A 23409-nucleotide genomic window follows, 5' to 3' on the forward strand; every position below is an offset into this window, starting at 1 on the left:
CTAACGGTGTCGGCCTCGTGTTTTCGGACGCGGGGCCGACACCGTTTCGTTCGCGCGCTGCGGGCATCTCGGCTGCCCATCACAGCCGCGCCCGATTTCGGCAGCCGCGCCAGGTATATCTGGCGCGGCTGTCGATTTCGGGCGCGGGAACGCTTTGACCGGAGCGTGAAGATCACAGTCTGGCCGGCCGGCTCGGGCGCGACGCTGGTTGATCCGACCCCTGGCCGGTGGGCGCCGGGGCCCCAGCAAGCACGAGCCCGGAAAGTTCGTCCTCACGAAAGCCGACCGTCCTCACAAAACACGGTGAGTGTTCTCGCATTTCGTGAGGACGAACGCCAGCGTTTGGGTTCCGGCGGCGTTCCACATCCGGTGACGGGGACCCGACGGGGTACTCTCGTAGCGCCGCTGGTTTTGTGACCGATGGTGGAATGGTTTGAGAGATGCGCAGGGGAGGTGTTGTGGGTGGAATCAGGCAGAGCTGATCGCCGCACGGGTTCGCGTCCGGGTGGACGTGCACGGGCCGCCGATACCCCCAGCACCAGGACCGCATCGCGTTCATCGGGACGCAATAGTTCGTCGAAGACACGCGACAGAAAGGCGTCCAAGGACTCGGCGCAGAAGACGGCGTCCACCCCCAGCACCCAGAGCGCAGGCGAGAACCCGGTCAGCGGGGTCGTACTGAGGCTGCGCAGCGGCATGCGGATCACTCAGCGGGCGATCATTTTGGTGCTGGTCATGGTCGTGCTGCTGATCAGCTATGCGACCACGCTGCGGGTCTATTTCAATCAGCAGTATCAGATGGGGCAGGCCCGCCAGGCGATCGCCGAGCATCAGCAGTCGATCACCGATCTGACCGACGAGATCGCCCGTTGGCAGGACCCCGAATATGTGAAGACCCAGGCGCGCGAGAGGCTCGGCTGGGTGATGCCCGGTGAGACCGGATACCAGGTGGTCGGGCCCGACAACGAGCCCTATGCGGGCGGCAGTCAGATCGGTTCGGCGCAGTTGCCGGAGGGCGAATACGGCACGACTTGGTGGGACAGGATGTGGGGATCCGTGGTGACCGCCGATGATCCTGAACCTGACGAGCCCGATCCCGGCCCCGTGGTGACTGCCGATCCGACCGAGGGACCCTGAATCCCGTGCACCGATTCGAGTGCTCATTGGGAGTTGGCTCGGTTTCGAGGATCTGAGGAGAGTCCGCTGGTTCAGGATTTGGGGGTGGCTGTTCTGGTCGAGGACTCTTCGGCTAGATCCGTCGGTTTTCTTTCGGCCGAGCTGATGCATCACGGCCCTGGCTCTCCCGGTATCCTTTCGCTGGGTGCGATTGGGTCATCGCAGAACGAAAACGAAGGTTGCGAGTTTGGTGGTTGACTACGAGACATTCACTGAGGCGGACGCCCAGTTTGCGCAAGCACAACTCGGGCGGGTGATGCGTGGTGTGGCCGGGGTTGCCTACCGTTGCCCGAGCGGACATCCGGGGGTGCTCGCGACCTATCCGAGGCTGCCGGGCGGGCCGCCATTCCCGACCACTTACTATCTGATCTGCCCCAACGCGGTGCTCGCCGCCTCGAGGCTGGAGGCGTCCGGAATCATGGCCGAGATGACCGCCCGGCTCGGTGAGGACACCCAGCTCGCTGCTCGCTACCGGGCTGCGCACGAGGCGTATCTTGCCGACCGCGCGGCGCTGGCGTCCGAGATCGGGGATGAGGTGCCCGAGATCGCAGGGTTCAGCGCGGGCGGCATGCCGATCAGAGTGAAATGCCTGCATGCGCTGGTGGCGCATTCGCTGGCCGCCGGGCTTGGTGTGAACCCGATCGGGGACGAAGCCCTGGCCCTGATGGGAGACTTCTGCTCGGCTCCGGCGGACGAGAGCGTCAACGGTTAGAGATTGTGCGTGGCTTATCGTGGTTTCAACGTTCATCTTTGGTGGGCGTAGGCAGATGGTGAAAGGCACACTCGGGACGGAGAATGATGGCTGAGACGGTAGCCGCGCTGGATTGCGGCACGAATACGTTGCGGTTGCTCGTCGCGACGGCGGACGAGACCGGGAACTTGAAGGAGTTCTGCCGGGAATTGCGGTTCGCCGGGCTCGGCCAGGGCGTTGATCAGTCGGGTGTGTTCGCGGACGAGGCGATGGCCCGCGGCTGGGCGATCGTCGACGAATACGTGCCGATGATCCGCAAGTTCGGCGCGACGAAGGCACGGTTCGTCGCCACGTCGGCGGCCCGCGACGCCGCAAACCGGGACGTGTTCTTCGATGGCGTCCGCGAGCGGCTGGGAATCGAGCCGGAGCTGATCAGCGGGGACGAAGAGGCGGCGTTGTCCTTCAGCGGGGCGATTTCGGGAATCGATCTTGGCGAAGGCTCGCAGGCCGCGACCGGAGCAGTACTGGTGATGGACTCCGGCGGCGGATCGACCGAACTGGTGCGTGGCGACCGGAGCGGCGAGATGAGTCAGGACATCAGCTTGAATATCGGGTCGCGGCGCGTCCGCGAGCGGTATCTGCACGATGATCCGCCGACCGCCGAGCAGATCGGGCAGGCGCGCGTCGAGATCAATCGGATGTTGGACGAATGCCCGGTCGAGTTGAGCGATATCGAGACATTCATCGGGGTTGCGGGCACGGTCACCACGATGGCGGCGCTGCACCTGGGGCTCAAGGAGTATGACCGCGAGCAGGTGCACGGCTGCGAGATGACCACCGCTGACGTCGAATCGCTTGCTGACAAGCTGCTCGGCATGAGCGCGGAGCAGATCTTGGCTCTCGGCCCGGTCGCGCCGGAGCGAGCCAAGGTGCTGTCCGGGGGTGCACTGGTCGTGGCGGAGGTGACCAAACGGGTTCCGGTGAACCTACAAGCCAGCGAATCCGATATTCTCGATGGCGTCGTTTGGTCGATCTTGCGCGATGGCAAAGGCCACCCGCTCGCGGACTGAACGAGCCCTCGTAGCCCAACGGTAGAGGCAGGCGGCTTAAACCCGCTCCAGTATGGGTTCGAGTCCCATCGGGGGCACAGACGATTGAGTTGAGTGCAGCGAGCGCTTGCGCTCGGCTGCCGAGGCGATTGAGTCTGTGATAGGCCGCGAAGCGGCCGAGCACAGTAGGAGAAAGAAGCGCCGAGCTTGCTCGAGCGCTTCTGACGTAGTGACGAATGTTGACCAGCGGCGCGAGCGAAGCGAGCAAGGACGCCGAAGGCGTCCGGAGCGCGATAGCGTGACGCCGCTGGGAACACAGTGAGGGCCGTCTGCGATAGGTGAGACCACCAGCCCGAATCGTTGGCCGCGCTGCTCATGTCCCCGCGCCTGACCAAGATCGACGTGATAGACGGCCCCGCCGATCACCAAGCTTCCGGTTCGGCGTTGACGTCTTCATCCTTGAGCCGCTCCGCATCGGCGTGAAACTGCTCAAGCCATGGTTCGTGGTCGAGCAGCCGCAATGCCTGATGCAAAGTGTCGGAAGTGCTCTCTCCTGGACGGCTTGCTTCACGAAGGATGCGTTCGTCTTCTGCCGTGGGGCGGAAGCGGATCGATGACATGACGCTGAGTCTACGGGGGCATAACTCTGTTGGTTGGCTCTGACGTCGTTGGCCCCACTGGGACCAGATATGATAGGTACGTAACTAACATTGGGGGTGAGGGTGATGACCATGATGAGTGCCCGCGAATTCAGTCGTGATGTGAGCGCTGCCAAGAGGGAGGCCCATCATGGGCCCGTGACGATCACCGACCGCGGCAAGCCTGCTTTCGTGCTCCTCACGATAGAGGACTACCGCCGGCTGGGTGAGACCGGCGAGGACATGCTCAAGCGGTTGAGTATGGAAGATGACATTGACGTTGAGTTCGAACCCCTTCAGCTGAGTCTGAAAGTGCCTGAATTGTGAGCTATCTGCTCGATACGAACGTCATCAGTGAAATACGTAAGCCTGCCCGTCGCGCTAACCCTGAGGTACGGGCATGGCTGGCGGATCAGGCACCATTAGATCTTTATGTCTCGGTGATTAGCATCATGGAGATAGAAATCGGAATCGGGCGATTAAGGCGACACGATCGGGCTCAGGCCAGTCGGCTGGACGCATGGCTGAATCACGGTTTGCTTGAGGAATTTGCAGGACGAATTCTGCCGATCGATCTGACAGTCGCTCGATGGGCCGCGCAAGCGCATGTACCCGACCCACGCCCCGAGCGGGATACCTTTATCGGCGCAACCGCTGCTGTTCATGGTCTGACTGTGGCAACGCGAAATGTCAAGGATTTTGTACCTCTCGGACTCCCGTTCGTGAATCCCTGGATGCCGACAGGCCAGCAATCGACTTGAAACGCATGGCTCGCAGTCTGCCAAGCCGGCCGAGCGGATGCCGACAGGCCAGCAATCGACTTGAAACGCATGGGCATCGTGGGCCTGACAGAAAGTCGGTGATGAGGAGCCTCACGGGACACGATCTTCCTGTGAGACTCCTCACGTTCAGGAATCAGGCAGTTACGAGGTTCTTCGAGCTTTCTGGCTGCCGGGCCTCGGTGATGCGCGTCCGCAATGCCTCAAGCTGGCGCCGCAGTTCCGCCGGCACCCGGTCACCGAACTGGGCGAAATACTCCTCGGAGAGGTCGGCTTCTTCGTCCCACGCATCGGGGTCGAGGGCAAACAGCATGGCGAGACGTTCGGCGGGCAGATCGAGGCCATCAATGTTGAGATCGCCGGACGCCGGCAATCTTCCGGAGATCGCATCGACAGCGGGCACTTCACCGGCAACTCTGCGCAGCGCCCACTCGATGGCACGGGAATTGTCGCCGAAGCCGGGCCACAGGAAATGATCGTCGGCATCCCTGCGGAACCAGTTCACCTGAAAGATCAGCGGCGCCTGGTCGCCGAGCAATTCGCCCATCTTCAGCCAGTGCGCCCAGTAGTCGGCCATGTTGTAGCCGCAGAACGGCAGCATGGCGAAGGGGTCGCGGCGCAGCGCCCCGACCGCACCTTCGGCGGCAGCGGTTTGCCGGGACGACACCGTCGCGCCGACGAACACGCCATGATTCCAGTCGTAGGCCTCGCTGATCAGCGGAACCGTGCGTGAGCGCCTGCCGCCGAACAGAATCGCGTCCACCGGCACGCCCTGAGGGGCCTCCCAGTCGGGCGCAATCGATTCGGCCTGCCCGGCATGCACGGTGAACCGGCTATTCGGGTGAGCGGCCGGGCGCCCGGAGGTGGGCGTCCAGTCATTTCCCTGCCAGTCGATCAGATGGGAGGGCGGTTGCTTGGTCATGCCCTCCCACCAGACATCGCCGTCGTCGGTGAGCGCCACATTGGTGAAGATGGTGTCGTGATCGAGCGCGTGCAGGGCGGTCGGGTTGGTCTTCTCGGAGGTGCCGGGCGCCACGCCGAAGAACCCTGCCTCCGGGTTGATCGCGTACAACCTGCCATCTCTGCCCGGACGCATCCACGCGATGTCGTCACCGATCGTCTCAACCTTCCAACCGGGGATGGTAGGACGCAGCATCGCCAGATTCGTCTTGCCGCAAGCCGACGGGAAAGCCGCCGTGAGATGGAACTGGCGTCCGTCTGATTCGCGGGTGACCCGCAAGATGAGCATGTGCTCGGCGAGCCAATCTTCGTCCCTGGCCAGCACCGAGGCGATTCGCAGCGCATAGCATTTCTTGCCCAGCAGCGCGTTGCCGCCGTAGCCAGAGCCATATGACCAGATTTCGCGGGTCTCCGGAAAATGACAGATGTACTTGTCGTCGTTGCACGGCCACGCCACCTCGGCGTGCCGATTACCGGCTTCATCGATCAGCGGGCAGCCCACCGAATGCACGGCCGGAACCCAGTATTCGCCCGCGTTGATGCGCTCCAGCGCCGGCGTCCCCATCCGTGTCATCATGCGCATGCTGACCACAACATAGGGGCTATCGGTGATCTCGATGCCGAGTTTGGAGATCGGGCCACCCAGCGGACCCATCGAGAACGGGATGACGTACATGGTGCGTCCACGCATGGAGCCCTCGAAAACCCGATGCAGGGTCTCACGCATGGTCGTGGGATTCGCCCAGTTGTTGGTCGGTCCGGCATCGTCGGGATTCTCGGAGCAGATGAAGGTCCGCGACTCGACCCTGGCCACGTCTGAGGGAGCCGATCGGGCGAGGTAGCAGCCGGGGCGCTTGTCTTGGTTGAGTTCGACGAACATTCCCGAGTCGACCATCTGCGCATAGAGCTGGTCGCGTTCGGCGAGTGAGCCGTCGCACCAATGGACGGTATCGGGTTTGGTGAGTTCGGCGATGGAGGTGACCCAGTCGGTCACCGATTGTGGAACCCCGGCGGGGGGACTGACAACTATCGATTGCGATAGCTGTGGCATTGGAACCACTCCTTGACTCAGGCACTTGCCCTTTTGATTTCGCATTTTTGGTTTCGCGCTCAAACAGGGCAATCGTCGTGACCCTGCCCTGCTTCGCTGTCGAGCTTCCTTGCTGAGCAGCTGGCGAGTTATATGTCAAGGGTACGCCATCTAGTTGCCAAAGAATAATTCGGGGGTTGCGGAGCGGGTGCCTCATCCGTCGGGCATAATGCCTTGTCATCGCTATATCGTGGATCCTGTCCGAAAGCTCCGTTCGTTTCTGCACATCCTTCTCGGCATGTCTGGCATGCCTACGCGCCATATCCTGGTTCCCCGGCGAGCGGTAGGGATCACCCACGCTCCCGGTGCCGATCGGTATGTCCGACAAGATGCTCGATGAGCGTTGCAGATTGGGGGCCGACTGCTCAGGACATATCGCGCTTCGACGGCGGTTCGTCTTACGCGACACGGATGCGCATGGTCAAGACGGATGCGGTTCTGCCGGGGTGAGTGAAAGCGCGGCAATTGACCCGCTCCACTAGGCTCGGCCCAATGAGCAAGAAAAGACTGGCGCTGATCGGCTGCGGAAAACTGAACGAAATCGTGGCGGACGCATGCGAGAGCGGTGCGTTACCCGAGTACGAACTGGTCGGCGTCCTCGGACGCGATCCGCGCAAGGCCGCGGCATTTGCTGAACGTCACCATTGCAAGGCATGCGCGTCCATTGACGAGCTGCTCGCCGAAAAGCCCGATTTCACGGCGGAGGCGGCATCCGTCCAGGCGGTGCGGGATTATGCGCAACTTGTGCTGGCCGGCGGATCGAACCTGGTGGTCTTGTCGATCGGCGCGTTCGCCGACGCGAATTTCTACGACTCGGTGAAGCTGATCGCCGCCGGCGCCGACCGGCAGGTGTATATCGCCAGCGGAGCAGTCGGAGGATTCGATGTGTTGCGCACCGCCGCGTTGATGGGGCCCGTCGATGTGTCGTTCGGCTCCCAGAAGCCGCCGGCGGTCATCGCGCAGGGCCCACTCGCGACACCTGGTGTGGGCGAGCTGGACGAACCCAAGACGATGTTCAGCGGGACCGCCGCCGAAGCCATCCAGATCCTCCCGACTCACGTGAACGTCGCGGTGGCCGCTGCCCTTGCGAGCGCCGGACCGGATAACATGCAGGTCGAGATCAGCGCGGTTCCGGGTTTCGAGGGCGACGAATACAAGATCGAACTGATCGGCGAAGAGGTGAAGACCGACCTCAATATCTACTCGCGCACCAGCAAGGTCGCAGGCTGGAGCGTGGTGGCCGCGCTCAAGAACGCGGTGGCTCCGATCGTCTTCTGAGAGGGAATCATGTTCAAGAAATTGGTGGCGATCGAACCGGTCAGTCTGGTTGAATCTGCGGAGCAGAAGCTCCATGACTACGCCGAATCCGTCGTGCTGTTCGACGACATCCCGGCCGATAACCGAGAGATCGTGGAGCGCATCGGGGATGCGGATGCGGTGCTGCTGAGCTACACCAGCAGTGTCGACGCAGAGGTTCTGCAGGCATGTCCGGGCGTCCGCTACATCGGAATGTGCTGCAGTCTGTACGCGCCGGAGAGCGCGAATGTCGATATCGCTGAGGCCAACAGGCGTGGCATCACGGTCACCGGTATCAGGGACTACGGCGACCAGGGCGTCGTCGAGTACGTGGCGAGCGAACTCATCCGCTACCTGCATGGGTTTGGCGGCAAGCAGTGGAAGGCCCAGCCGCTCGAGCTCACGGATCTGAAGGTGGGCATCATCGGCCTGGGGACGACGGGAATGATGATCGCCGCCGGGCTGCAGGCGTTCGGCGCGGATCTCTACTACTACAGCCGCACCCGCAAGCCTGAGCTGGAGGCAGCCGAGCCGACCGCCGGCCAATCAATCCCCGGCGATCGGACGAGGACCGGCGGCGCCCGGCAAGGCCTGACCTATCTTCCGCTGAATGAGCTGTTGGCTACGGTCGGTGTCGTGTGCACCTGCTTGAACAAGAACGTCATCCTGCTTCACGACGAGCAGTTCGCCCGGCTCGGCAACGGAAAGATCCTCTTCAACACCTCCATCGGCCCGTCGCATGACGTTGCCGCCCTGGAACACTGGCTCGCCAATGGCGACAACGAGTTCTTCTGTGATTCCGCGGGGGCGCTCGGCGATCCCTCCGGTGAGCTGCTGACACATCCGCACGTGAACTGCATGAACGTTTCCGCCGGACGCACCGCCCAGGCAATCGAGCGCCTGAGCACCAAGGTGCTGAAAAACATCGAGAGCTACCTGGGCGGTCAAGCCTGACGTTCGGTCACTCCAGATCACTCGGACGCCCGACGCTCGGCGGGACGGCCAGGGTCTTGGGCGCGCTGGGCAGCTCGTTGATCGCGCCGATCAACCGGTACAGCGAACCGACCTGGAACGGATCGAAACGGCAGACCAGGCGCGGCAGCTCCAAGCGGTCGCCGTCATGGATCTCGTGCTGGAGCGGCCCGCGCTTGTGAATGGTGCCATGGGCGAGCAGCCCGGCGAATCGTTCATTGAGGCCGGCCACCTCATCGTCGCTGGGTTCGGCGCGCAGCCTCAGCACGAGCCGATCGCCGACCCAACGCAGCGAATCGTAGTTGCGCCAGAATCCCGTGATCTCTTCTGCGGCCGTCGATACCGAGTCGGTGAGGCGCATCCGTCCGAAGTCGTCGGGCGAGATCACTCCCGCCCGTCCCAGATGATCGTCCATGAAATCGCGGAAACTTCGCCAGAAATCCCCTCCCGGCTCATCGAGCAGAACAACCGGAGTCGGCTCCGACTTGCCGGTTTGTTGCAGGGTCAGCAGTTCGAAGAGTTCGTCCAAGGTGCCGAAGCCGCCGGGCACGTAGACGAAACCACTCGATTCTTTCACCAGCATCAGCTTTCGGGTGAAGAAGTACTTCATGGCGACGTTACGTCCGACATCGATGGTCGCATTCGGCTTCTCTTCGAAGGGCAGCCGAATGGAGACCCCCAGCGACAGATCGGGGCCGGCGCCCTCGGCCGCGGCCTGCATGATGCCCGGTCCTGCGCCGGTGACGACCATCCAGCCGCGTTCGGCCAGCGCCGCGGCAGCGCGCTTCGCCTGCTTGTAGGCAACATCGGTGGGCTGGGTGCGTGCCGACCCGAAGATCGTGACCTTGGGAACATCGGCGAACGGCGCGAAGAGCGAGAACGCGGCCCGCATCTCGGTGAGCGCGGAACTCGCGATTTTGAGATCGAGCTTATTCGTCTGATCCGAGCCCAGACCAAGCGCCGTGACGAGCATTCGCTCGATCAGGCTTGCGTTCTGCGTGATACCGGCCTCGGCGATGACGGCCCGCAATTCCCGAGAGATCTCATCCGGCAGCGTTTGTGACTCAGACATGATTCAAGACTGGCACAGTGCTCGGGCCGCTCAAGCGCATTCTCGGCGCGCCACGCGGCTGACTCACCTGACATACTGGAAGTCGACAACATGATCCGGCACTCGGCGCTTCGCACCTGCTGTTGCTTCGTCGGGCTCGTTGATTCGAGCAGCCTCGACTGCCCGCGGCCCTCACTGCAACAGCTCGCCGGCCGACAACAATGGGGTGGTTCGAAGATGTCTGAGAACGTGCAAGAAACCTACGATGTCGTTGTCGTGGGAAGCGGGGCGGCGGCATTCGCCACGGCATTGGCCGCCGTCGATGAACAGTTGAGCGTCATCATGGTGGAAAGCACCGACCAGTGGGGTGGCAACACCTCCATGTCGGGCGGCGGCATGTGGCTGCCGAACAATCCGCTGATGAGGCGCGAGGGCGCCGGGGACTCTCGCGAGGAGGCCCTCGAGTACATGCTGGCCACCATCGGGGAGCCGGGTCCCGCCTCGTCGAAGGAGCGGATCGAGGCATTCGTCGACAGCATTGACGATTTCGTGCTGACAGCCGAGCGGCACGGTATGGAATTCATGCGGGACACCGACTATCCCGACTACTATCCCGAGCTTCCGGGCGGAAAGATCGGCCGGGCGATCGAAGGCATGAACTTCGACATCAAGAAGCTGGGTGACTGGGCCGCGACCCAGCGAGGCGTGATCCCCCTGCCGGTGCGCACCAATGATATTTGGCTGCTGGGACGCGCCTGGTCGACACCGGACGGCTTCATGCGGGGCGCACAGTTCGTCTTCCGGACGATCGGTGGCCTTGTCGCAGGCAAGAAGCTCGTCGGGCTCGGCGGAGCGCTGGCCGCGCAATACGCTCATGCGGTGCTGGTGAAGGCCCGGGTGCCCCTGCTGTTGTCGACGCCTGCCGTCGGGCTGGAAATTGACGGTGAGCGGGTCGTCGGGGTGCGCGTCCAGGACGCGGAGGGCGAGCGTGTGCTGCGGGCACGGCGTGGAGTGATGCTCGGCGCCGGAGGCTTCGAGTCGAACCAGGCCTGGCGCCGTAATTATCAGAACGTCATCGGATACACCTCGGGCAGTCCCGGCAATCTCGGTAAACCGATCGAATTCGCCCAGGAGATCGGGGCGGCCGTCGACTACATGGACGATGCCTGGTGGGGTGCCACTTTGGCGCCGTTCAACGACGGGCCGGCAGGTGGCTTCCTGGTGGGGGAGCGCGCGCTGCCATACATGATGATCGTCGATGGGCAGGGCAGACGCTTCGCGAACGAGGCCGAGTCGTACATTGATCTGGGCCACCACATGAATGACCACGACCGTGGCGGCAGCTACTGGATGATCACCGAGGGACGCTACAACCTCCGCTACTTCCGGACCTTCTCGATTCAACCCGGACTGATCAAGGGAATGACCGACAAGGCCTTCCTGCACAAGGCCAGGACGCTCGGCGAGTTGGCGCGCAAGCTCGGCGTCCCCCAGGAGAATCTTCGCGTGACGGTCGAGCGCTTCAATGGATTCGCGAGAACCGGACGTGACCAGGACTTCCACAAGGGGGACTCGGCCTACGACCGTTACTACGGTGACCCGACCGTGCGTCCGAACCCCTGTTTGGGGCCGCTCGAAAAGGGGCCGTTCACCGCATACAAGATCGTCGCGGGCGATCTGGGCACCAAGGGCGGACTGATCACGGACAAGGATGCCCGGGTGCTGCGCGAGGACGGTTCGGTCATCGAAGGCCTGTATGCGGCAGGCAACACCACGGCCACCGTGATGGGTCACACCTATCCCGGGCCGGGATCGACGATCGCACCGGCCGCGGTGTTCGGCCTGCGCGGTGGACGGCACATGGCCCGGCAGGCATAGCCGGCGGTGCCTGCCTCGGAGAATCGGCCTACATGTTGCAAGAGGTTGAGTGTGCGGCTCACTTTCTAAAGAAATCCTCGCCGTGCTGACCGCCTTTTGCCGTATACAGGAAAGAACCACCGGCGAGACCGGTGGCATGGACGCCTGATCGCTGCGAATGCTGCAACGACTCGCTCGCCTCGGCTGCCTACCGTCTCTTCGCATTCCACCGTTGTGCCGGAACGCGAAGAGACGGTGCAGCACGTGACAAATCTTGGTCGCGGCGGATGGTCAACGTGCGTCGCGACCAAGCGCCAAGACCAGGAAGTGACGGGCAGGCGATGATTCTTCGGAAGGCCCTAACTGTTGTTGCTGCGCTCCGCCTTGGCACGGGCGAGGTCCAGGGCGACGAGACTGCCGATGATGGCCAACCTGATATTGCGGGGTGCCTGCGGATCGACGCCGACCGCGTAGCGGCTGTGACCAAGGAAACTGGCAGCGATACCGGCCCATTGCCGCGATGCCCGGGCGGCAACGACGGTGGGCGTCCGGATCTCGAACTCGAATCCGAACGCATCTCCTTCGAGCTGAAGCGGCGGCGCGTTCAGGACGTCGATGTCGAACTTGGTCTTGAGGAAGGTGAGCCGCTTGGTCAGTGTCCCGAGCGGTTCGCCGCTGGGCAGCGTGAGGTTGAAGGTATCGAGGCCGAAATCGACAGGGTCGCTGACATGCACCAGCGGCGTGCCGTCAAGCTCGCACACATCGAGGTCGCGACTGCCCATGAAGAACCGGCTCGCTCCGGAGCCCTGAGTCGTGATCACTCCGATGGCCACACCGTCGGGCCCGTAGATCTCGAAATCGTTCGCCATGAAGGCTGTGACCTGTTGCATGACCAAGGTGTCATGTTCGAGAAGCGAAGGTCTTCTGGCATCACTGATCATGCGTCCATTCTTGCGCAGCCTCGTGTCACGCCGCCGGCACCGAACAAAACGGCACCAAACAGAACCGGGGCGCCACCTTTGCAGGTAGCGTCCCGGTCGAGGTTTGCGGAAGTAATCAGTCGGAAAACCAGATCGAGCTTCCTGATGGTCTACTGGCCGCCGGCGCGGCGCTTGTTGTAGACGTCGAATGCGACCGCCACCAAGAGCACGAGGCCCTTGACGATCTGCTGCATCGAGGTGGAGGCACCCATCAACTGCATGCCGTTGGACAGCACGGCCATGATCAGGCCACCGATGAGAGCGCCGGAGATCTTGCCGATACCACCGGTGGTGGACGCGCCGCCGATGAAGCAGGCGGCGATGGCGTCCAACTCGAACATGTTGCCGGCCCCCGGTTGGGCACCGTTCATGCGCGCCGAGTAGGCGACGCCGGCGACCGCGGCCAGGAACCCCATGTTGACGTACGTCCAGAACGAGACCATCTTGACGTTGATGCCCGACAACGCCGCAGCGGTCTTGTTGCCGCCGATCGCATAGACGTTGCGTCCGAAAGTGGTGGAACCGGCCAGCAGGCCGTAGATGAGCACGAGGACGGCCAGCAGGATCAAGATGATCGGGAGACCGCGAGAATTGGCCAGCTGATTGCCGAACCACATCACCAAGGCGGCGACCGCGACGATCTTCACCACGAAGATCCACATGGCCTCGACGGCCTGGTTATAGCGAATCCGTCCCTGCCGGGTGCGCCACTGTGAATAGGCAAATCCGGCCGCACCGATCGCGAAGATCACCAATGTGAACACGTCGAAGCCCGGGCCGCCGAGCAGCCCGTTCAAGAAGCCGTTGGCCACGTTGTAATAGGGCTTGGGGAACGGCGACAGCGAGACGTTGTCGAGGATCTGGTAGGTCAGGCCACGGAAGAGCAACATGCCGGCCAGCGTCACGATGAATCCCGGGATGCCGACGAAGGCGACCCAGAATCCCTGCCAGGCCCCGATGAGCAGGCCGAACACGATGGCGGCGAGCACTCCCACCCACCACGGCAGGCCTTGTCTGATGACCAGTACCGCCGACAGCGCTCCGGTCACCGCGACCACCGAACCCACTGACAGGTCGATCTGACCGAGCACGATGACGAAGAGCATGCCGATAGCGAGCACCAGCACGTAGGAGTACTGGAGGACGATATTGGTGATATTGCCGGGGCTGAGGAATGAGGGATTCAGCGCGGAGAAAAGGATGACGATGACGACGAAGGCAAGCAGAATACCGCTTTGCTGCACGTTCTTCGACAGCATTTCCTTCAAATTGAATTTTCCACTCATTTCACTGGCTCCTTGGCCGGCTCGATGGTCATGTACTCCATGAGCTTTTCCTGATTTGCTTCGGCGATCGGGAAGTCGCCGGTGATGCGCCCATAGGCGAGTGTGTAGACACGATCGCACATACCGAGCACCTCTTCGAGTTCGGAAGAGATGACGATCACCGACTTACCGGCTGCGACCATGGAATTGATCAGCGTGTAGATCTCATATTTGGCGCCGACGTCGATGCCGCGCGTGGGCTCGTCCAAGATCAGCACGTCGGCTTCGGTGAACAGCCATTTGGCGAGCACCACCTTTTGCTGGTTTCCTCCGGAAAGCGATCCGACGATCTGCAGCACCGACTGCGCGCGGATATTCATCTGCTCGCGGTATCTCTCGGCGACCGCCAGCTCCTCGTTTCCATTGACGAAGCCGGAGCTTGAGATCTTGTCCTTGCCGGCCATGGCTATGTTGTGCCGCACGTCGTCGATGAGATTCAGCCCGTAGACCTTGCGGTCCTCGGTGGCATAGGCGATGCCGTGATGAATGGCTTCCTTGACGGTGCGAGTGTGAATTTCCTGACCGTCCTTGAAGATGCGGCCGGACTGGTAGCGGCCATAGGAGCGTCCGAAGATACTCATGGCCAACTCGGTGCGGCCGGCGCCCATCAGGCCCGCGATACCGATGACTTCGCCGTGCCGGACGTTGAAGGAGGCGTCCTTGATGAGGACTCGATCCTGGGTGGGGTGCAGGACCGTCCAGTCTTCGACGCGCAGCAACTCGCTGCCGATGTGAGGCTCGCGGTCCGGGTAGCGCTGGGAGAGTTCACGACCCACCATCAGCGAGATGATCTTGTTCTGCGTGGTGGCCGGATCGGCCATATCGAGCGTCTGGATGGTCTGGCCATCTCGCAGGATCGTCGTCCGGTCGGCAACCGAAGCGATCTCGTTGAGCTTGTGCGAGATGATGATGATCGTCACACCGGAATCGCGCAGCTCCCGGACCAGATCGAGCAACACCTCCGAGTCGTTGTCGTTGAGTGCGGCGGTCGGCTCGTCCAGGATGAGCAGCTTGACATCCTTGGCCATCGCCTTTCCGATTTCGACCAGCTGCTGCTTACCGACGCCGATCTGGTTGATGCGAGTGGTCACGTTCTCGCGCAGCCCGACTTTCGCCAGCAGTTCTTCTGCCTGCCGGTTGACCGCATTCCAATCGATCAGCTTGAGCGGGCCCCGGGTCGGCTTCTCGGTGCCGAGAAAGAGGTTTTCGGCGATGGACAGATAAGGAACCAGGGCAAGTTCTTGATGAATGATCGCTATGCCCTTGTTCTCGGAATCCTTGATGGACGCGAATTCAACCTCTTCGCCATCGAAAGCGATCGTGCCCTGATAGTCGCCGTGCGGGTAAACGCCGGACAGCACCTTCATCAGAGTTGATTTTCCTGCGCCGTTTTCACCGCAGATTGCGTGGATCTCGCCGGTACGAACATCCAGATTGACGTGCTTGAGTACCTTTACGCCGGAGAAATCCTTGTTGATGTCGCGCATCTCCAAGATTGTTGACGTCATGTCTTTCCGTTTCTGAGTGCGTTAGTGAATAGGCACAATATGGGGCGCGGACGACGACTGTTCCCGATCCCTCCTTCACCGGTTCCGGCCTGACAGCTGTCGGCCGCAACCGGTGAAGGAGGGCTATTTCAGGCTCATTTACCGAAGTCCGCGCCCATATTGGTCACTCAGCCGGCAACTCCGGAGTTGACCTCTTCTTCGGTGTAGTAACCCGAATCGATGATCTTCTCCTGGATGTTGTCCTGGTAGATGGTTTCGACCTCGAGCAGATAGGACGGAACCACCTTTACGCCGTTGTCGTAGGTTTCGGTGTCATTCGCCTCGGGCTCATTGCCCTCGGCCATCGCCTTCACGGCTTCGACGGCCTGGGCCGCCAGCGTCCGGGTGTCCTTGAAGATGGTCGACTGCTGGACGCCGTCGTTGATCAGTTTGACCGAAGCGATCTCTGCGTCCTGCCCGGTCACCACCGGAAGACCGTCTTCCAGCGAAGTGCCGTAACCGGCGCCCTGTAGCGCGGTGATGACGCCGCGGGAGATGCCGTCGAACGGCGAGAGCACGCCTGCCAGCTCGGTGCTGCCACCGGCGTAGGTGGAGGTGATCAGATCCTCCATGCGCTTCTGGGCGGCTTCTTGCGACCAGCGCAAGGTGGCGACGGTGTCGAAGTCGGTCTGGCCGGACTGCACGACCAAGGTGCCGTCGTCGATGAAGGGCTGGATGGTGTCCATGGCGCCTTCGAAGAAGAAGCCGGCGTTGTTGTCGTCGGGCGATCCGCCGAACAGCTCGATATTCAACGGTCCGGTCGGACGATCGGCAACCTCGGTGCCGTTCTCGTCGACAAGGCCGAGTCCGTGGAGCAGCGCGGTGCCCTGGGCGACGCCGACCTTGTAGTTGTCGAACGAGACGTAGAAGTCGACGTTCTCGTTATCGCGGATCAGCCGGTCGTAGGACAGCACAGGGATGTTCGCGGCGCCCGCGGCGTCCAACTGGCTGGACAGTGCGGTGCCGTCGATTGCGGCGATGACAAGGATGTCTGCGCCGTTGGTGATCATCTGGTCGATCTGCTGAGTTTGAGTCGGGATGTCGTCATTGGCGAACTGGAGATCGACGGTGTAACCCTCGTCCTCCAGCGCGGTCTTCACGGCATCGCCGTCGGCGATCCAGCGCTCGGAGGTTTGCGTGGGCATTGCGACACCGATCTTGATTTCGTCGTCGCCATTGCCGGCCCCTCCGTCGCCGCTTCCGGCGCCTCCTCCGGAGCATCCGGTGAGCGCGAGCGCACCCACGGCCAGAGCGGCTGCGAAGGTCTTCGCGCGCCGTCCAAAGTTGTGACGCATGTTCATGAGTTCTCTTCCTCGTTGAATTTCGTTGTGACTGCTATGTCATGAACCCGCAGATGTTAGCGTTCTCATCCGCCTTTTGAGAACGCTAACATCCTTGCCTGTGAAGGGCAATACCAGTTGCCGCCCAGAAGGTCTCGATTTGGTATCAGTTTGTTAAGGAAGTTTCTCAATTGGGGGATCGAAGGGCGAATGCACTAGCGGCAGTGGATTACCGGCCGTGGCGTGTCAGGAGGCAGATGATGCGTCTAGTGCTCGGGTGAGATTCGGCTCTGTTGTGACCGATGGCGAGTCGGCCCTATCCGCCGGTCCTGCGGGATGCTCGGGTTGAGATCGAACCCGGGGAGATGAAAGCGGCCTACAAGTGGCCTTTGGCAGGATGCTTGAGTCGAGCTGGGGCTCGGGGATGTGACCTCAGTCCGTCAGAGCCGCGGTCGACTCCCGGATGATGAGCTGCGTCGGAAGCGATATCGGGCTGAGCGGTTGATCTCCGCGGATGGCGTCGATGAGTGTGGTGACCACCTGATGCCCCAGTTCGTGAAAGTCCTGGCGAACCGTGGTCAGGCTCGGGATGAAGAACTTCGCCGTCGGGATGTCATCGAAACCGACGATGGAGACGTCGCGTGGCACCGACAGCCCGGATTCGTGGAAGGCACGAATAAGGCCGAGCGCCAGCTCGTCGTTGGCGGCGAAGACCGCGGTGGGCACACCCTCGCGGACGAACTGGAGGCCCATGTCGTAGCCGGTCTGGGAGTTCCAGCCCCGGGCCACCGGCTCTCGGACGGGCAGTCCGGCCTCGCTCATCACGCGGCGCCATTCGGACTCTCGTGCCTGGGCCTCCGACCAATCGGGTGGGCCGGGTACATGCGCGATATCGGTATGGCCGAGTTCGATGAGGTGGTGGACGGCCTGTCGGGCACCACCTTCCTGGTCGACGCTCACCGACAACACGCCGGCGGCCTGGGCGACCATGGGCGAGCGAACAGCGACCACCGGCACCGGGACGTCCAGTAAGTCGACATTCTCGGCCATCTCGACCAACGGAGCCACGATGACGATTCCCTCGACGGCTTGACCCAGGAAGTGATCGACCGCGCGGCGCAGCGTCTCGGGCGTCGAGACCTCGAGCGGCGCAACGCCGGTGAAATAGCCGGCCTCGCGCGCGGCCAACTGAATGGCCAGCAGGATCGAACTCGGACCATGATGCACGGAGGTCGTCGTGATGATGCCGATGATGCCCGACCTGCGCGTCACGAGTGCTCGCGCTACCGAATTGCGGCGGTATCCCAGCTCGTCGATCGCTTGTTGTACGCGCTGTCTTGTCTGAGCAGTCACTTTGTCGCTGCCGTTGAGCACCCGTGAGACGGTCTGATGCGAAACGCCGGCAGCAGCTGCGACATCCATCATGGACGGCGGCCGCCCGGCTCGCTCGATGCCCATGGACGAGCTCCTCTAGGTTCGCAGGTCGTGCCTGAGCTGTGCAGTAAGGACCAAGGACCCGCCCGGCGTCCGACCGTTTGTCACCGATGGCCATTCGGCCTTTTCGCTGCCAGGGCCTTATCGCGCTGACCGGTGGGCTCGATCATTGCCCGCATCCGAGTTCCGTGGTCAGAATGTTAGCGCTCAACCAAGCCTTGCGGATACCCGCCTATTTGCTGGACGAGCATGCTCGGGCGCCTTTTTGGTTGGTGACCCCGCGGGCACGTGCATGCTGGCGCCGAGTAGTCGGTCTTGGCTTTCGCGACTGCTGCGATCCCACGCGCACGTGCATGTAGGGGATCGAGACCCCCGTCCGGGGGCGATCCCGCGCGCGCCCGCAGATGCGCCGCTGACTCTTAATCAGCGGGTTGTGGGTTCGGGCGATCCCGCGCGCCCGCAGATGCAGGGCCCATGTGGATCGGTGCTGAGCCGAGTTGACAGTGAACTGCCGCTATCGGGGAAGAGTGCGTGCGGCACCTCGGCGCACGGTGAGCCCGGTCAGCAGCAGCTGCGCGGCCAGGCAGGCCCCGACCCCCTCGCCCGCGCGCAGCCGGAGATCGAGCAGCGGCTCTAGGCCCAGCTCGGTGAGCACCGCCGCATGGGCCGTCTCACGGCTGGCGTGTCCGGCGATCAGGTAGGGCTGGATCGCCGGGTTGACTTCGACCACCGCGAGTGCGGCGACCGAGGTGGCCAGCCCGTCGAGCACCACGGGCGCTCCCGATTCGGTCGCGCCGAGCACCACGCCGGCGAGCAGCGCGAACTCGGGGCCGCCCAACTCGGCCAGTGCGCGTTCGGGATCGCGGCGCAGGGCCTCGGCGTCCACCCGCATGAGAGCACTGGAGATGGCCGACGCCTTGTGCGCGATCATGTCGGAGTCCGAGCCTGCGCCGATGCCTGCGGCCTCGGCCGGGGTCAAACCGGTGAACACGCAGGCGAGCGCAGTCGCCACGGTGGTGTTGGCCACCCCAACCTCGCCGAGACAAACGATTCCATCGGCTGCGGCTTCGGCACCGATCTGTCGTCCATGTGCGATCAGATCGGCAAGGTCTGGCTGGGTGAGCGCGGCCGAGTTCGCCAGATCGCCGCGAATTTCGCTGGGCCGGGCCTGCCGGGCATCAGCGATCGGGTCGCCATGCACCTCACAGTCGACGATCACGGTCTGCAATCCGGCCGAGTGCGCGGCAAGCGCGCCCAGCGATTGCCCGGCCACCGCGGCCTCCATCACCTCGCGCGTGACCGACTGGTCGAAGGCGCTCACTCCGAGAGCAGCGATCGGATGATCGGCGCCGGCCAGCACCAAGGTGCCGCCGAGCGGCAAGTCAGGCGAGACCGCCGTCAGCCGGTCAAGGGCCTGATCGAGTTTGCCCAGCGAGCCGGGCGGGGTGAGGATCGCGTCCGCGGCATCTCTCGCCCGGACGACGTCGCGCTGGCTCGGTGCCGCGACCTCTGACCAGAGCGGAGAATCGGGGCCGGTGACGATGGGAAAACGGCCGGAATGCTGCGGCATTGCGAGATCTTCTTTATTGCTCGGTGTAGCTGACCGCGCCACGATCGGCCGGGCCTGGGCATCGGAGTCGGAAGCGGCGTGAAGATGACCGGCCGGCTGAGCCATCATCGAGTTCTGTTTTGGCTCCGGATTGTTTTCTCGGACAGAGGACGCTGTGCTTGGGTCTGCAGTCTGCCGTGGCGCGGTTTCGTGCTCGATGTGGCCTGCAGGCACCGCCACCAGCGCCGATGCGGGTGGTTGGGGAGCACGGGTAGGCCAGCTCTCGTGGAGCACCACGTCGTCGAGCGGAGCCTTCTTCGACCAAGCCCGCCGCTCCAGCCCCGGATAGGGTGGACGCTCGTCCGGCCAGCCCAGACACATCCAACCGAGAGTCTCCACGCCTTGCGGTAGCGCGAGCAGATCGATGAGTTCCGTGGGACGCATCAGCGTCACCCACCCCATGCCAAGTCCCGCCGCCCGGGCGGTCAGCCACATGTTCTCGATGGCGCAGGCACAACTCCACAGATCCGCATCGTGAAAGGTGTTGCGTCCAAGAATCGCTCCGGGAGGAGTGCGCCGGTCGCAGGCCACCACGATGCCCAGCGGGGCCTCGCGGATTCCCTCCAGCTGCAGATCGAGCAGCCGGCTCGCCTGCGCGGCGGGGAGCTGGTTCGCTTGGCGGAGGCGCTCCCGGTCGGCCATCCAGGCGGCCCGGGCGCGGGTGCGCGCATCGCGGACGACGATGAAACGCCAGGGCTGCGAGTGACCGACACTCGGACCTCCATGGCCCGCGTTCAATACCTCGCGAACCAGCTCGTCGGGGACATCGTCCGGACGATACCTCCGGATGTCGCGCCGGGCGCCGATCACCTTGTCGAGGGCCGCCCGGGTGTCCGCATCGAAAGCCCAGCCGGTGAGATCGTCGTCGCGTTCGGCGGCAGAGGTCTGATCCCCGATGGTCGGAACGGGCCGCTGCCAGGCAGGGCGAGGGGAAACAGAATCAGCAGAGGACGACGTCATGATGTCTACCTTAGCTGGATGAGAAATCTCGGTGCGGCGGCCATACTGGATAGAGCCAGCAAGGAACGATCTGAGTGTTCGCCGGGGCAGTGGGGTTCCGGCGATCATCCACGGGCACCGACGCCAGGAGGCATCAGATGACAATGACCGTCGCGGAATACGCGAAGCACTTCGATATGGCACTGCACTTGCAGAGCTCGACCGAGGACGACATCAGGGCGCACGCCCGCCACGCCGTTGAGGCCAATGTCGCCGCCTGCTACACAAGCTCTTATTGGACGCCGGTGGTCGCCGAAGAATTGAAGGGCTCCGATCTGCGGGTGGGAACGGCCATCTCCTTCCCCTATGGCTGCACATCGACGGCGATGAAGTTCGCTGAGATCGAGGAAGGGCTGGAGGTCGGGGCGACTGCGGTCGACATGGTCGTCAACATCGGACGATTGCGTGCCGGCGACAACGACTTCGTCCGTAACGAGGTCGAGGGCCTGGCCGAGCGGGTTCAGGGCAAGGCGATCTCGAAGGTGATATTCGAGGTCTGTTTTCTGACCGACGGCGAGATCGCCACACTTACCAGGATCTGCTCCGACGCAGGCATCGACTACGTCAAGACCGCGACCGGTTCCGAAGGATTCCCGACCGAACACCAGGTCAAGGTGATGCGCGACAACATCACGAACCCCGCGACGCAACTCAAGGTCTCCGGTGTGCCGCGCACGTTCACGCTGCCCGCGACACTGTGGATGATCGAGAAGCTCGGGGTCTCGCTGATCGGCACCCGCTCGGCCGCCGATCTCGTCGACCAGTACGCCGCCTATCTCGGGCAGGAATGAACCATGACCGACTACCTCGTGGGTATCGACGCCGGGACGACCGGCTGCAAAACCATCGTCTTCGATCTCGACGGCACCATTTGCGGGCAGGACTACCGGGAATATCCGTCCGTCTTTCCGGCTCCGGGCCTGGTCGAGCAGACCTATGACGACATCATTCCGCCGTTGATGGATTCCTGCCGCGCCGCCATCGAGGCGTCCGGGGTGCCGGCGGAGCAGATCAAGGCCGTGGCCTTCTCGTCCCAGGCGCCGCTGCTGGCGATGATCGGCGGCGACGGCAAACTGATTCGTCCATTCGTCTCGTGGCAGGATCTGCGCGGCGCGCCGTACATCCCGAAGCTGCGCGAGGCCTACGGTGCCGAGAAGTTCTACCTCGAGACCGGCGACCCGATCGGGACGAACACCGCCGCACCGAAGTGGGCGTGGCTCAAAGACAACGAGCCTGACAACTGGGCGAAGACCGAATGGTTCTTGTCGGAGCAGGAGTTCTTGCTCGCCGAATGGGGAGCAGACCAGTACTGGACTGACCTGTCGTCCGCCTCTCGCGAAGGCATGCTCGACGTCGACACCATGAGCTGGTCGAAGCCGGTCCACGAGCTGATCGGGATACCGGTCAGCAAACGGGCCAAGATCGCCGCCGAACCAGGCAAGGTCGTCGGCTCAATCGGCCCCGAACTCGCCCGTCAGACCGGCCTGGCCGAAGGCACCGCGTTGTGTGTGGGCGCGCACGACCAGAACTGCTCCACCTTCGGCGGCGGGGCCGTGCACGGCGGTGACTGCGTGATGGTGATGGGCACCTTCGGGTCGTGCTACGTCGTGATGGACGAACCCAAACGTGACCCGGCCCGCAAATTGGTGGTGAAACCCAATCACGGCATGGGCAATTGGACGATCGAGGCGTTCTCGACCACCTCGGCGTCGTCCTTCCGCTGGTATCGCGACACCTTCTGCGACATCGAATGCCAGGCAGGCAGGGTCGCAGGCGTCGATCCGTACGACATCATCACCAAGCAGGCCGGTGGTTCACCGATCGGCGCCAATGGCGTGACCTTTTTGCCTTATCTGGGTGGTGCGTCCGGTGCCCGGCAGAACCCGGACGCCCGGGCCAACCTGAACGGAATGACGCTCGCCACGACCAAGGGCGACGTGGCCAGGGCTGTGCTGGAGGGCGTCAGTTTCGAGATGCGCGATGTGCTGGACGCTCAGTCGGCGGCCGGTATCGAGATCGAGACGATCAGGTTGGTCGGCGGGGCCGCGAAGTCGAAGATGTGGTCGCAGATGCTCGCCGACATCTTCCAGCGTCCGATCGAGATCCTGCGCACGTCCGAGGCCGGTTGCTTGGGCGCCGCCATGTATGCCGGTGTCGGCGTGGGACTGTACGAATCGTGCGAGCAGGCTGCCGATCGGGCGGTCGCCGTCGTCGACCGGTTCGAACCGGAGCCTTCGACGGCGGCCGCCTACGATGAGGCCTTCCAACGGTTCGTCGACGTCTACGAGGGGTTGGACGACAAGGTCTTTTAGCCAGCCGACCCGAGCCTCGATCGACTAGAACATTTACCCTTGTCGCGCGGATATCGCAGCCCAATCGTGATCAGTATCCAGTCGTCGCTAGCTTGCCCGGTTCTTCGGCCTGAAGCTGCCACAGTGCCGGCCAGGCCTACTCTGGGGCTATGAGTACCCGCGACGTGCCGGCGCAGATCGGCGACCTACCGCCTATCGGGCGTCCGGCCAACAGTGCGCTGCTGGCGATCGGGGTCACGACTCTTCAGCAGGCGGCCACGATGGGCCGCAAGGAGCTGCTGGCATTGCATGGCGTGGGCCCGAAAGCCGTCCGGATTCTGCAGGCCGAGGCCGACTCCCGAGGCATCACCCTTCAGTCTTGAGC

At 63.2% G+C, this 23409-nt stretch carries 20 protein-coding genes and 1 tRNA gene; 12 read left to right on the forward strand and 9 right to left on the reverse strand.

Annotated features, from left to right (window positions below; genetic code table 11):
- Nucleotides 1–462: 462 nt before the first annotated feature.
- From QQ658_RS01320 to QQ658_RS01335, 4 genes are all read left to right on the forward strand, one after another.
- A complete protein-coding gene (locus QQ658_RS01320) occupies nucleotides 463–1137 on the forward strand; it encodes an FtsB family cell division protein (protein WP_286025891.1) in 675 nt (224 codons plus the stop codon).
- Between the two features lie 295 nt (nucleotides 1138–1432).
- Complete coding sequence (locus tag QQ658_RS01325) at nucleotides 1433–1888, forward strand: DUF501 domain-containing protein (protein ID WP_286027143.1); 456 nt, start codon at nucleotides 1433–1435, stop codon at nucleotides 1886–1888.
- Nucleotides 1889–1974: 86 nt separating this feature from the next.
- Nucleotides 1975–2937, forward strand: a complete 963-nt coding sequence (locus QQ658_RS01330; RefSeq protein WP_286025892.1) for a Ppx/GppA phosphatase family protein — start codon at nucleotides 1975–1977, stop codon at nucleotides 2935–2937.
- 4 nt (nucleotides 2938–2941) lie between these two features.
- Nucleotides 2942–3014: transfer RNA gene (locus QQ658_RS01335), tRNA-Leu, on the forward strand.
- A gap of 324 nt (nucleotides 3015–3338) precedes the next feature.
- Here QQ658_RS01335 and QQ658_RS01340 read toward each other — a convergent pair.
- The gene (locus QQ658_RS01340; protein WP_286025893.1) at nucleotides 3339–3536 is read right to left on the reverse strand and encodes a hypothetical protein; all 198 of its coding nucleotides are present in this window, start codon (nucleotides 3534–3536) and stop codon (nucleotides 3339–3341) included.
- Nucleotides 3537–3650: 114 nt separating this feature from the next.
- Between QQ658_RS01340 and QQ658_RS01345 the strand changes: the two genes are divergently transcribed.
- The gene (locus tag QQ658_RS01345) at nucleotides 3651–3881 is read left to right on the forward strand and encodes a type II toxin-antitoxin system prevent-host-death family antitoxin (RefSeq protein ID WP_286027144.1); all 231 of its coding nucleotides are present in this window, start codon (nucleotides 3651–3653) and stop codon (nucleotides 3879–3881) included.
- Nucleotides 3878–4315, forward strand: coding sequence for a type II toxin-antitoxin system VapC family toxin (locus tag QQ658_RS01350; RefSeq protein WP_286025894.1), 438 nt, complete (start codon nucleotides 3878–3880; stop codon nucleotides 4313–4315). The genes QQ658_RS01345 and QQ658_RS01350 overlap by 4 nt, the downstream gene beginning before the upstream one ends.
- A gap of 154 nt (nucleotides 4316–4469) precedes the next feature.
- On the opposite strand, the gene QQ658_RS01355 is transcribed toward QQ658_RS01350, so the two are convergent.
- On the reverse strand, nucleotides 4470–6344 hold the full coding sequence (locus QQ658_RS01355) for a phosphoenolpyruvate carboxykinase (GTP) (protein ID WP_286025895.1): 1875 nt from the start codon (nucleotides 6342–6344) through the stop codon (nucleotides 4470–4472).
- Nucleotides 6345–6875: 531 nt separating this feature from the next.
- Here QQ658_RS01355 and QQ658_RS01360 point away from each other — a divergent pair.
- Both QQ658_RS01360 and QQ658_RS01365 read left to right on the forward strand, forming a co-directional pair.
- Nucleotides 6876–7661 carry an aspartate dehydrogenase domain-containing protein gene (locus tag QQ658_RS01360; protein ID WP_286025896.1) on the forward strand — a complete coding sequence of 262 codons (786 nt, stop codon included), beginning with the start codon at nucleotides 6876–6878 and terminating at the stop codon, nucleotides 7659–7661.
- A gap of 9 nt (nucleotides 7662–7670) precedes the next feature.
- Complete coding sequence (locus QQ658_RS01365) at nucleotides 7671–8633, forward strand: D-isomer specific 2-hydroxyacid dehydrogenase family protein (protein ID WP_286025897.1); 963 nt, start codon at nucleotides 7671–7673, stop codon at nucleotides 8631–8633.
- 7 nt (nucleotides 8634–8640) lie between these two features.
- Here QQ658_RS01365 and QQ658_RS01370 read toward each other — a convergent pair whose 3' ends face one another.
- A complete protein-coding gene (locus QQ658_RS01370; protein WP_286025898.1) occupies nucleotides 8641–9723 on the reverse strand; it encodes an LOG family protein in 1083 nt (360 codons plus the stop codon).
- A 216-nt stretch (nucleotides 9724–9939) separates the two neighbouring features.
- Between QQ658_RS01370 and QQ658_RS01375 the strand changes: the two genes are divergently transcribed.
- Nucleotides 9940–11580: an FAD-binding protein gene (locus QQ658_RS01375; protein WP_286025899.1), complete on the forward strand. Its 1641-nt coding sequence runs from the start codon at nucleotides 9940–9942 to the stop codon at nucleotides 11578–11580.
- Nucleotides 11581–11918: 338 nt separating this feature from the next.
- Here QQ658_RS01375 and QQ658_RS01380 read toward each other — a convergent pair whose 3' ends face one another.
- From QQ658_RS01380 to bluB, 6 genes are all read right to left on the reverse strand, one after another.
- Nucleotides 11919–12500: an LURP-one-related/scramblase family protein gene (locus QQ658_RS01380; RefSeq protein WP_286025900.1), complete on the reverse strand. Its 582-nt coding sequence runs from the start codon at nucleotides 12498–12500 to the stop codon at nucleotides 11919–11921.
- A 149-nt stretch (nucleotides 12501–12649) separates the two neighbouring features.
- Nucleotides 12650–13825: a multiple monosaccharide ABC transporter permease gene (gene mmsB / locus QQ658_RS01385; RefSeq protein WP_286025901.1), complete on the reverse strand. Its 1176-nt coding sequence runs from the start codon at nucleotides 13823–13825 to the stop codon at nucleotides 12650–12652.
- Nucleotides 13822–15372, reverse strand: a complete 1551-nt coding sequence (gene mmsA / locus QQ658_RS01390) for a multiple monosaccharide ABC transporter ATP-binding protein (RefSeq protein WP_286025902.1) — start codon at nucleotides 15370–15372, stop codon at nucleotides 13822–13824. Before mmsA ends, mmsB begins: the two co-directional genes overlap by 4 nt.
- A 167-nt stretch (nucleotides 15373–15539) precedes the next feature.
- Nucleotides 15540–16712, reverse strand: a complete 1173-nt coding sequence (gene chvE / locus QQ658_RS01395; RefSeq protein ID WP_286025903.1) for a multiple monosaccharide ABC transporter substrate-binding protein — start codon at nucleotides 16710–16712, stop codon at nucleotides 15540–15542.
- 411 nt (nucleotides 16713–17123) lie between these two features.
- Nucleotides 17124–18149, reverse strand: coding sequence for a LacI family DNA-binding transcriptional regulator (locus QQ658_RS01400; protein ID WP_286025904.1), 1026 nt, complete (start codon nucleotides 18147–18149; stop codon nucleotides 17124–17126).
- Between the two features lie 490 nt (nucleotides 18150–18639).
- Nucleotides 18640–20694, reverse strand: a complete 2055-nt coding sequence (gene bluB / locus QQ658_RS01405) for a 5,6-dimethylbenzimidazole synthase (RefSeq protein WP_286025905.1) — start codon at nucleotides 20692–20694, stop codon at nucleotides 18640–18642.
- Between the two features lie 137 nt (nucleotides 20695–20831).
- Here bluB and deoC point away from each other — a divergent pair, with 137 nt between their 5' ends.
- The 3 genes from deoC (at nucleotide 20832) to QQ658_RS01420 (ending at nucleotide 23407) form a co-directional block, all read left to right on the forward strand.
- Complete coding sequence (gene deoC / locus QQ658_RS01410) at nucleotides 20832–21524, forward strand: deoxyribose-phosphate aldolase (protein ID WP_286025906.1); 693 nt, start codon at nucleotides 20832–20834, stop codon at nucleotides 21522–21524.
- Between the two features lie 3 nt (nucleotides 21525–21527).
- Nucleotides 21528–23045 (forward strand): xylulokinase, encoded by a 1518-nt coding sequence (locus tag QQ658_RS01415; RefSeq protein ID WP_286025907.1) that lies wholly within the window; start codon nucleotides 21528–21530, stop codon nucleotides 23043–23045.
- A gap of 149 nt (nucleotides 23046–23194) precedes the next feature.
- On the forward strand, nucleotides 23195–23407 hold the full coding sequence (locus tag QQ658_RS01420) for a helix-hairpin-helix domain-containing protein (protein WP_286025908.1): 213 nt from the start codon (nucleotides 23195–23197) through the stop codon (nucleotides 23405–23407).
- The last annotated feature ends 2 nt before the right edge of the window (nucleotides 23408–23409 follow it).

Source organism: Propionimicrobium sp. PCR01-08-3 (assembly GCF_030286045.1).
Classification (GTDB): Bacteria; Actinomycetota; Actinomycetes; order Propionibacteriales; family Propionibacteriaceae; genus Brooklawnia.

Bases quoted from the DNA above. Each gene is read 5' to 3' on its own strand.
- QQ658_RS01325 (WP_286027143.1), top strand. From the start codon at position 1,433: ATGCGTGGTGTGGCCGGGGTTGCCTACCGTTGCCCGAGCGGACATCCG.
- QQ658_RS01330 (WP_286025892.1), top strand. From the start codon at position 1,975: ATGGCTGAGACGGTAGCCGCGCTGGATTGCGGCACGAATACGTTGCGG.
- QQ658_RS01340 (WP_286025893.1), bottom strand. From the start codon at position 3,536: ATGTCATCGATCCGCTTCCGCCCCACGGCAGAAGACGAACGCATCCTT.
- QQ658_RS01345 (WP_286027144.1), top strand. From the start codon at position 3,651: ATGAGTGCCCGCGAATTCAGTCGTGATGTGAGCGCTGCCAAGAGGGAG.
- QQ658_RS01355 (WP_286025895.1), bottom strand. From the start codon at position 6,344: ATGCCACAGCTATCGCAATCGATAGTTGTCAGTCCCCCCGCCGGGGTT.
- QQ658_RS01360 (WP_286025896.1), top strand. From the start codon at position 6,876: ATGAGCAAGAAAAGACTGGCGCTGATCGGCTGCGGAAAACTGAACGAA.
- QQ658_RS01365 (WP_286025897.1), top strand. From the start codon at position 7,671: ATGTTCAAGAAATTGGTGGCGATCGAACCGGTCAGTCTGGTTGAATCT.
- QQ658_RS01370 (WP_286025898.1), bottom strand. From the start codon at position 9,723: ATGTCTGAGTCACAAACGCTGCCGGATGAGATCTCTCGGGAATTGCGG.
- QQ658_RS01375 (WP_286025899.1), top strand. From the start codon at position 9,940: ATGTCTGAGAACGTGCAAGAAACCTACGATGTCGTTGTCGTGGGAAGC.
- QQ658_RS01380 (WP_286025900.1), bottom strand. From the start codon at position 12,500: ATGATCAGTGATGCCAGAAGACCTTCGCTTCTCGAACATGACACCTTG.
- mmsB (WP_286025901.1), bottom strand. From the start codon at position 13,825: ATGAGTGGAAAATTCAATTTGAAGGAAATGCTGTCGAAGAACGTGCAG.
- mmsA (WP_286025902.1), bottom strand. From the start codon at position 15,372: ATGACGTCAACAATCTTGGAGATGCGCGACATCAACAAGGATTTCTCC.
- chvE (WP_286025903.1), bottom strand. From the start codon at position 16,712: ATGAACATGCGTCACAACTTTGGACGGCGCGCGAAGACCTTCGCAGCC.
- QQ658_RS01400 (WP_286025904.1), bottom strand. From the start codon at position 18,149: ATGGGCATCGAGCGAGCCGGGCGGCCGCCGTCCATGATGGATGTCGCA.
- bluB (WP_286025905.1), bottom strand. From the start codon at position 20,694: ATGACGTCGTCCTCTGCTGATTCTGTTTCCCCTCGCCCTGCCTGGCAG.
- deoC (WP_286025906.1), top strand. From the start codon at position 20,832: ATGACAATGACCGTCGCGGAATACGCGAAGCACTTCGATATGGCACTG.
- QQ658_RS01415 (WP_286025907.1), top strand. From the start codon at position 21,528: ATGACCGACTACCTCGTGGGTATCGACGCCGGGACGACCGGCTGCAAA.
- QQ658_RS01420 (WP_286025908.1), top strand. From the start codon at position 23,195: ATGAGTACCCGCGACGTGCCGGCGCAGATCGGCGACCTACCGCCTATC.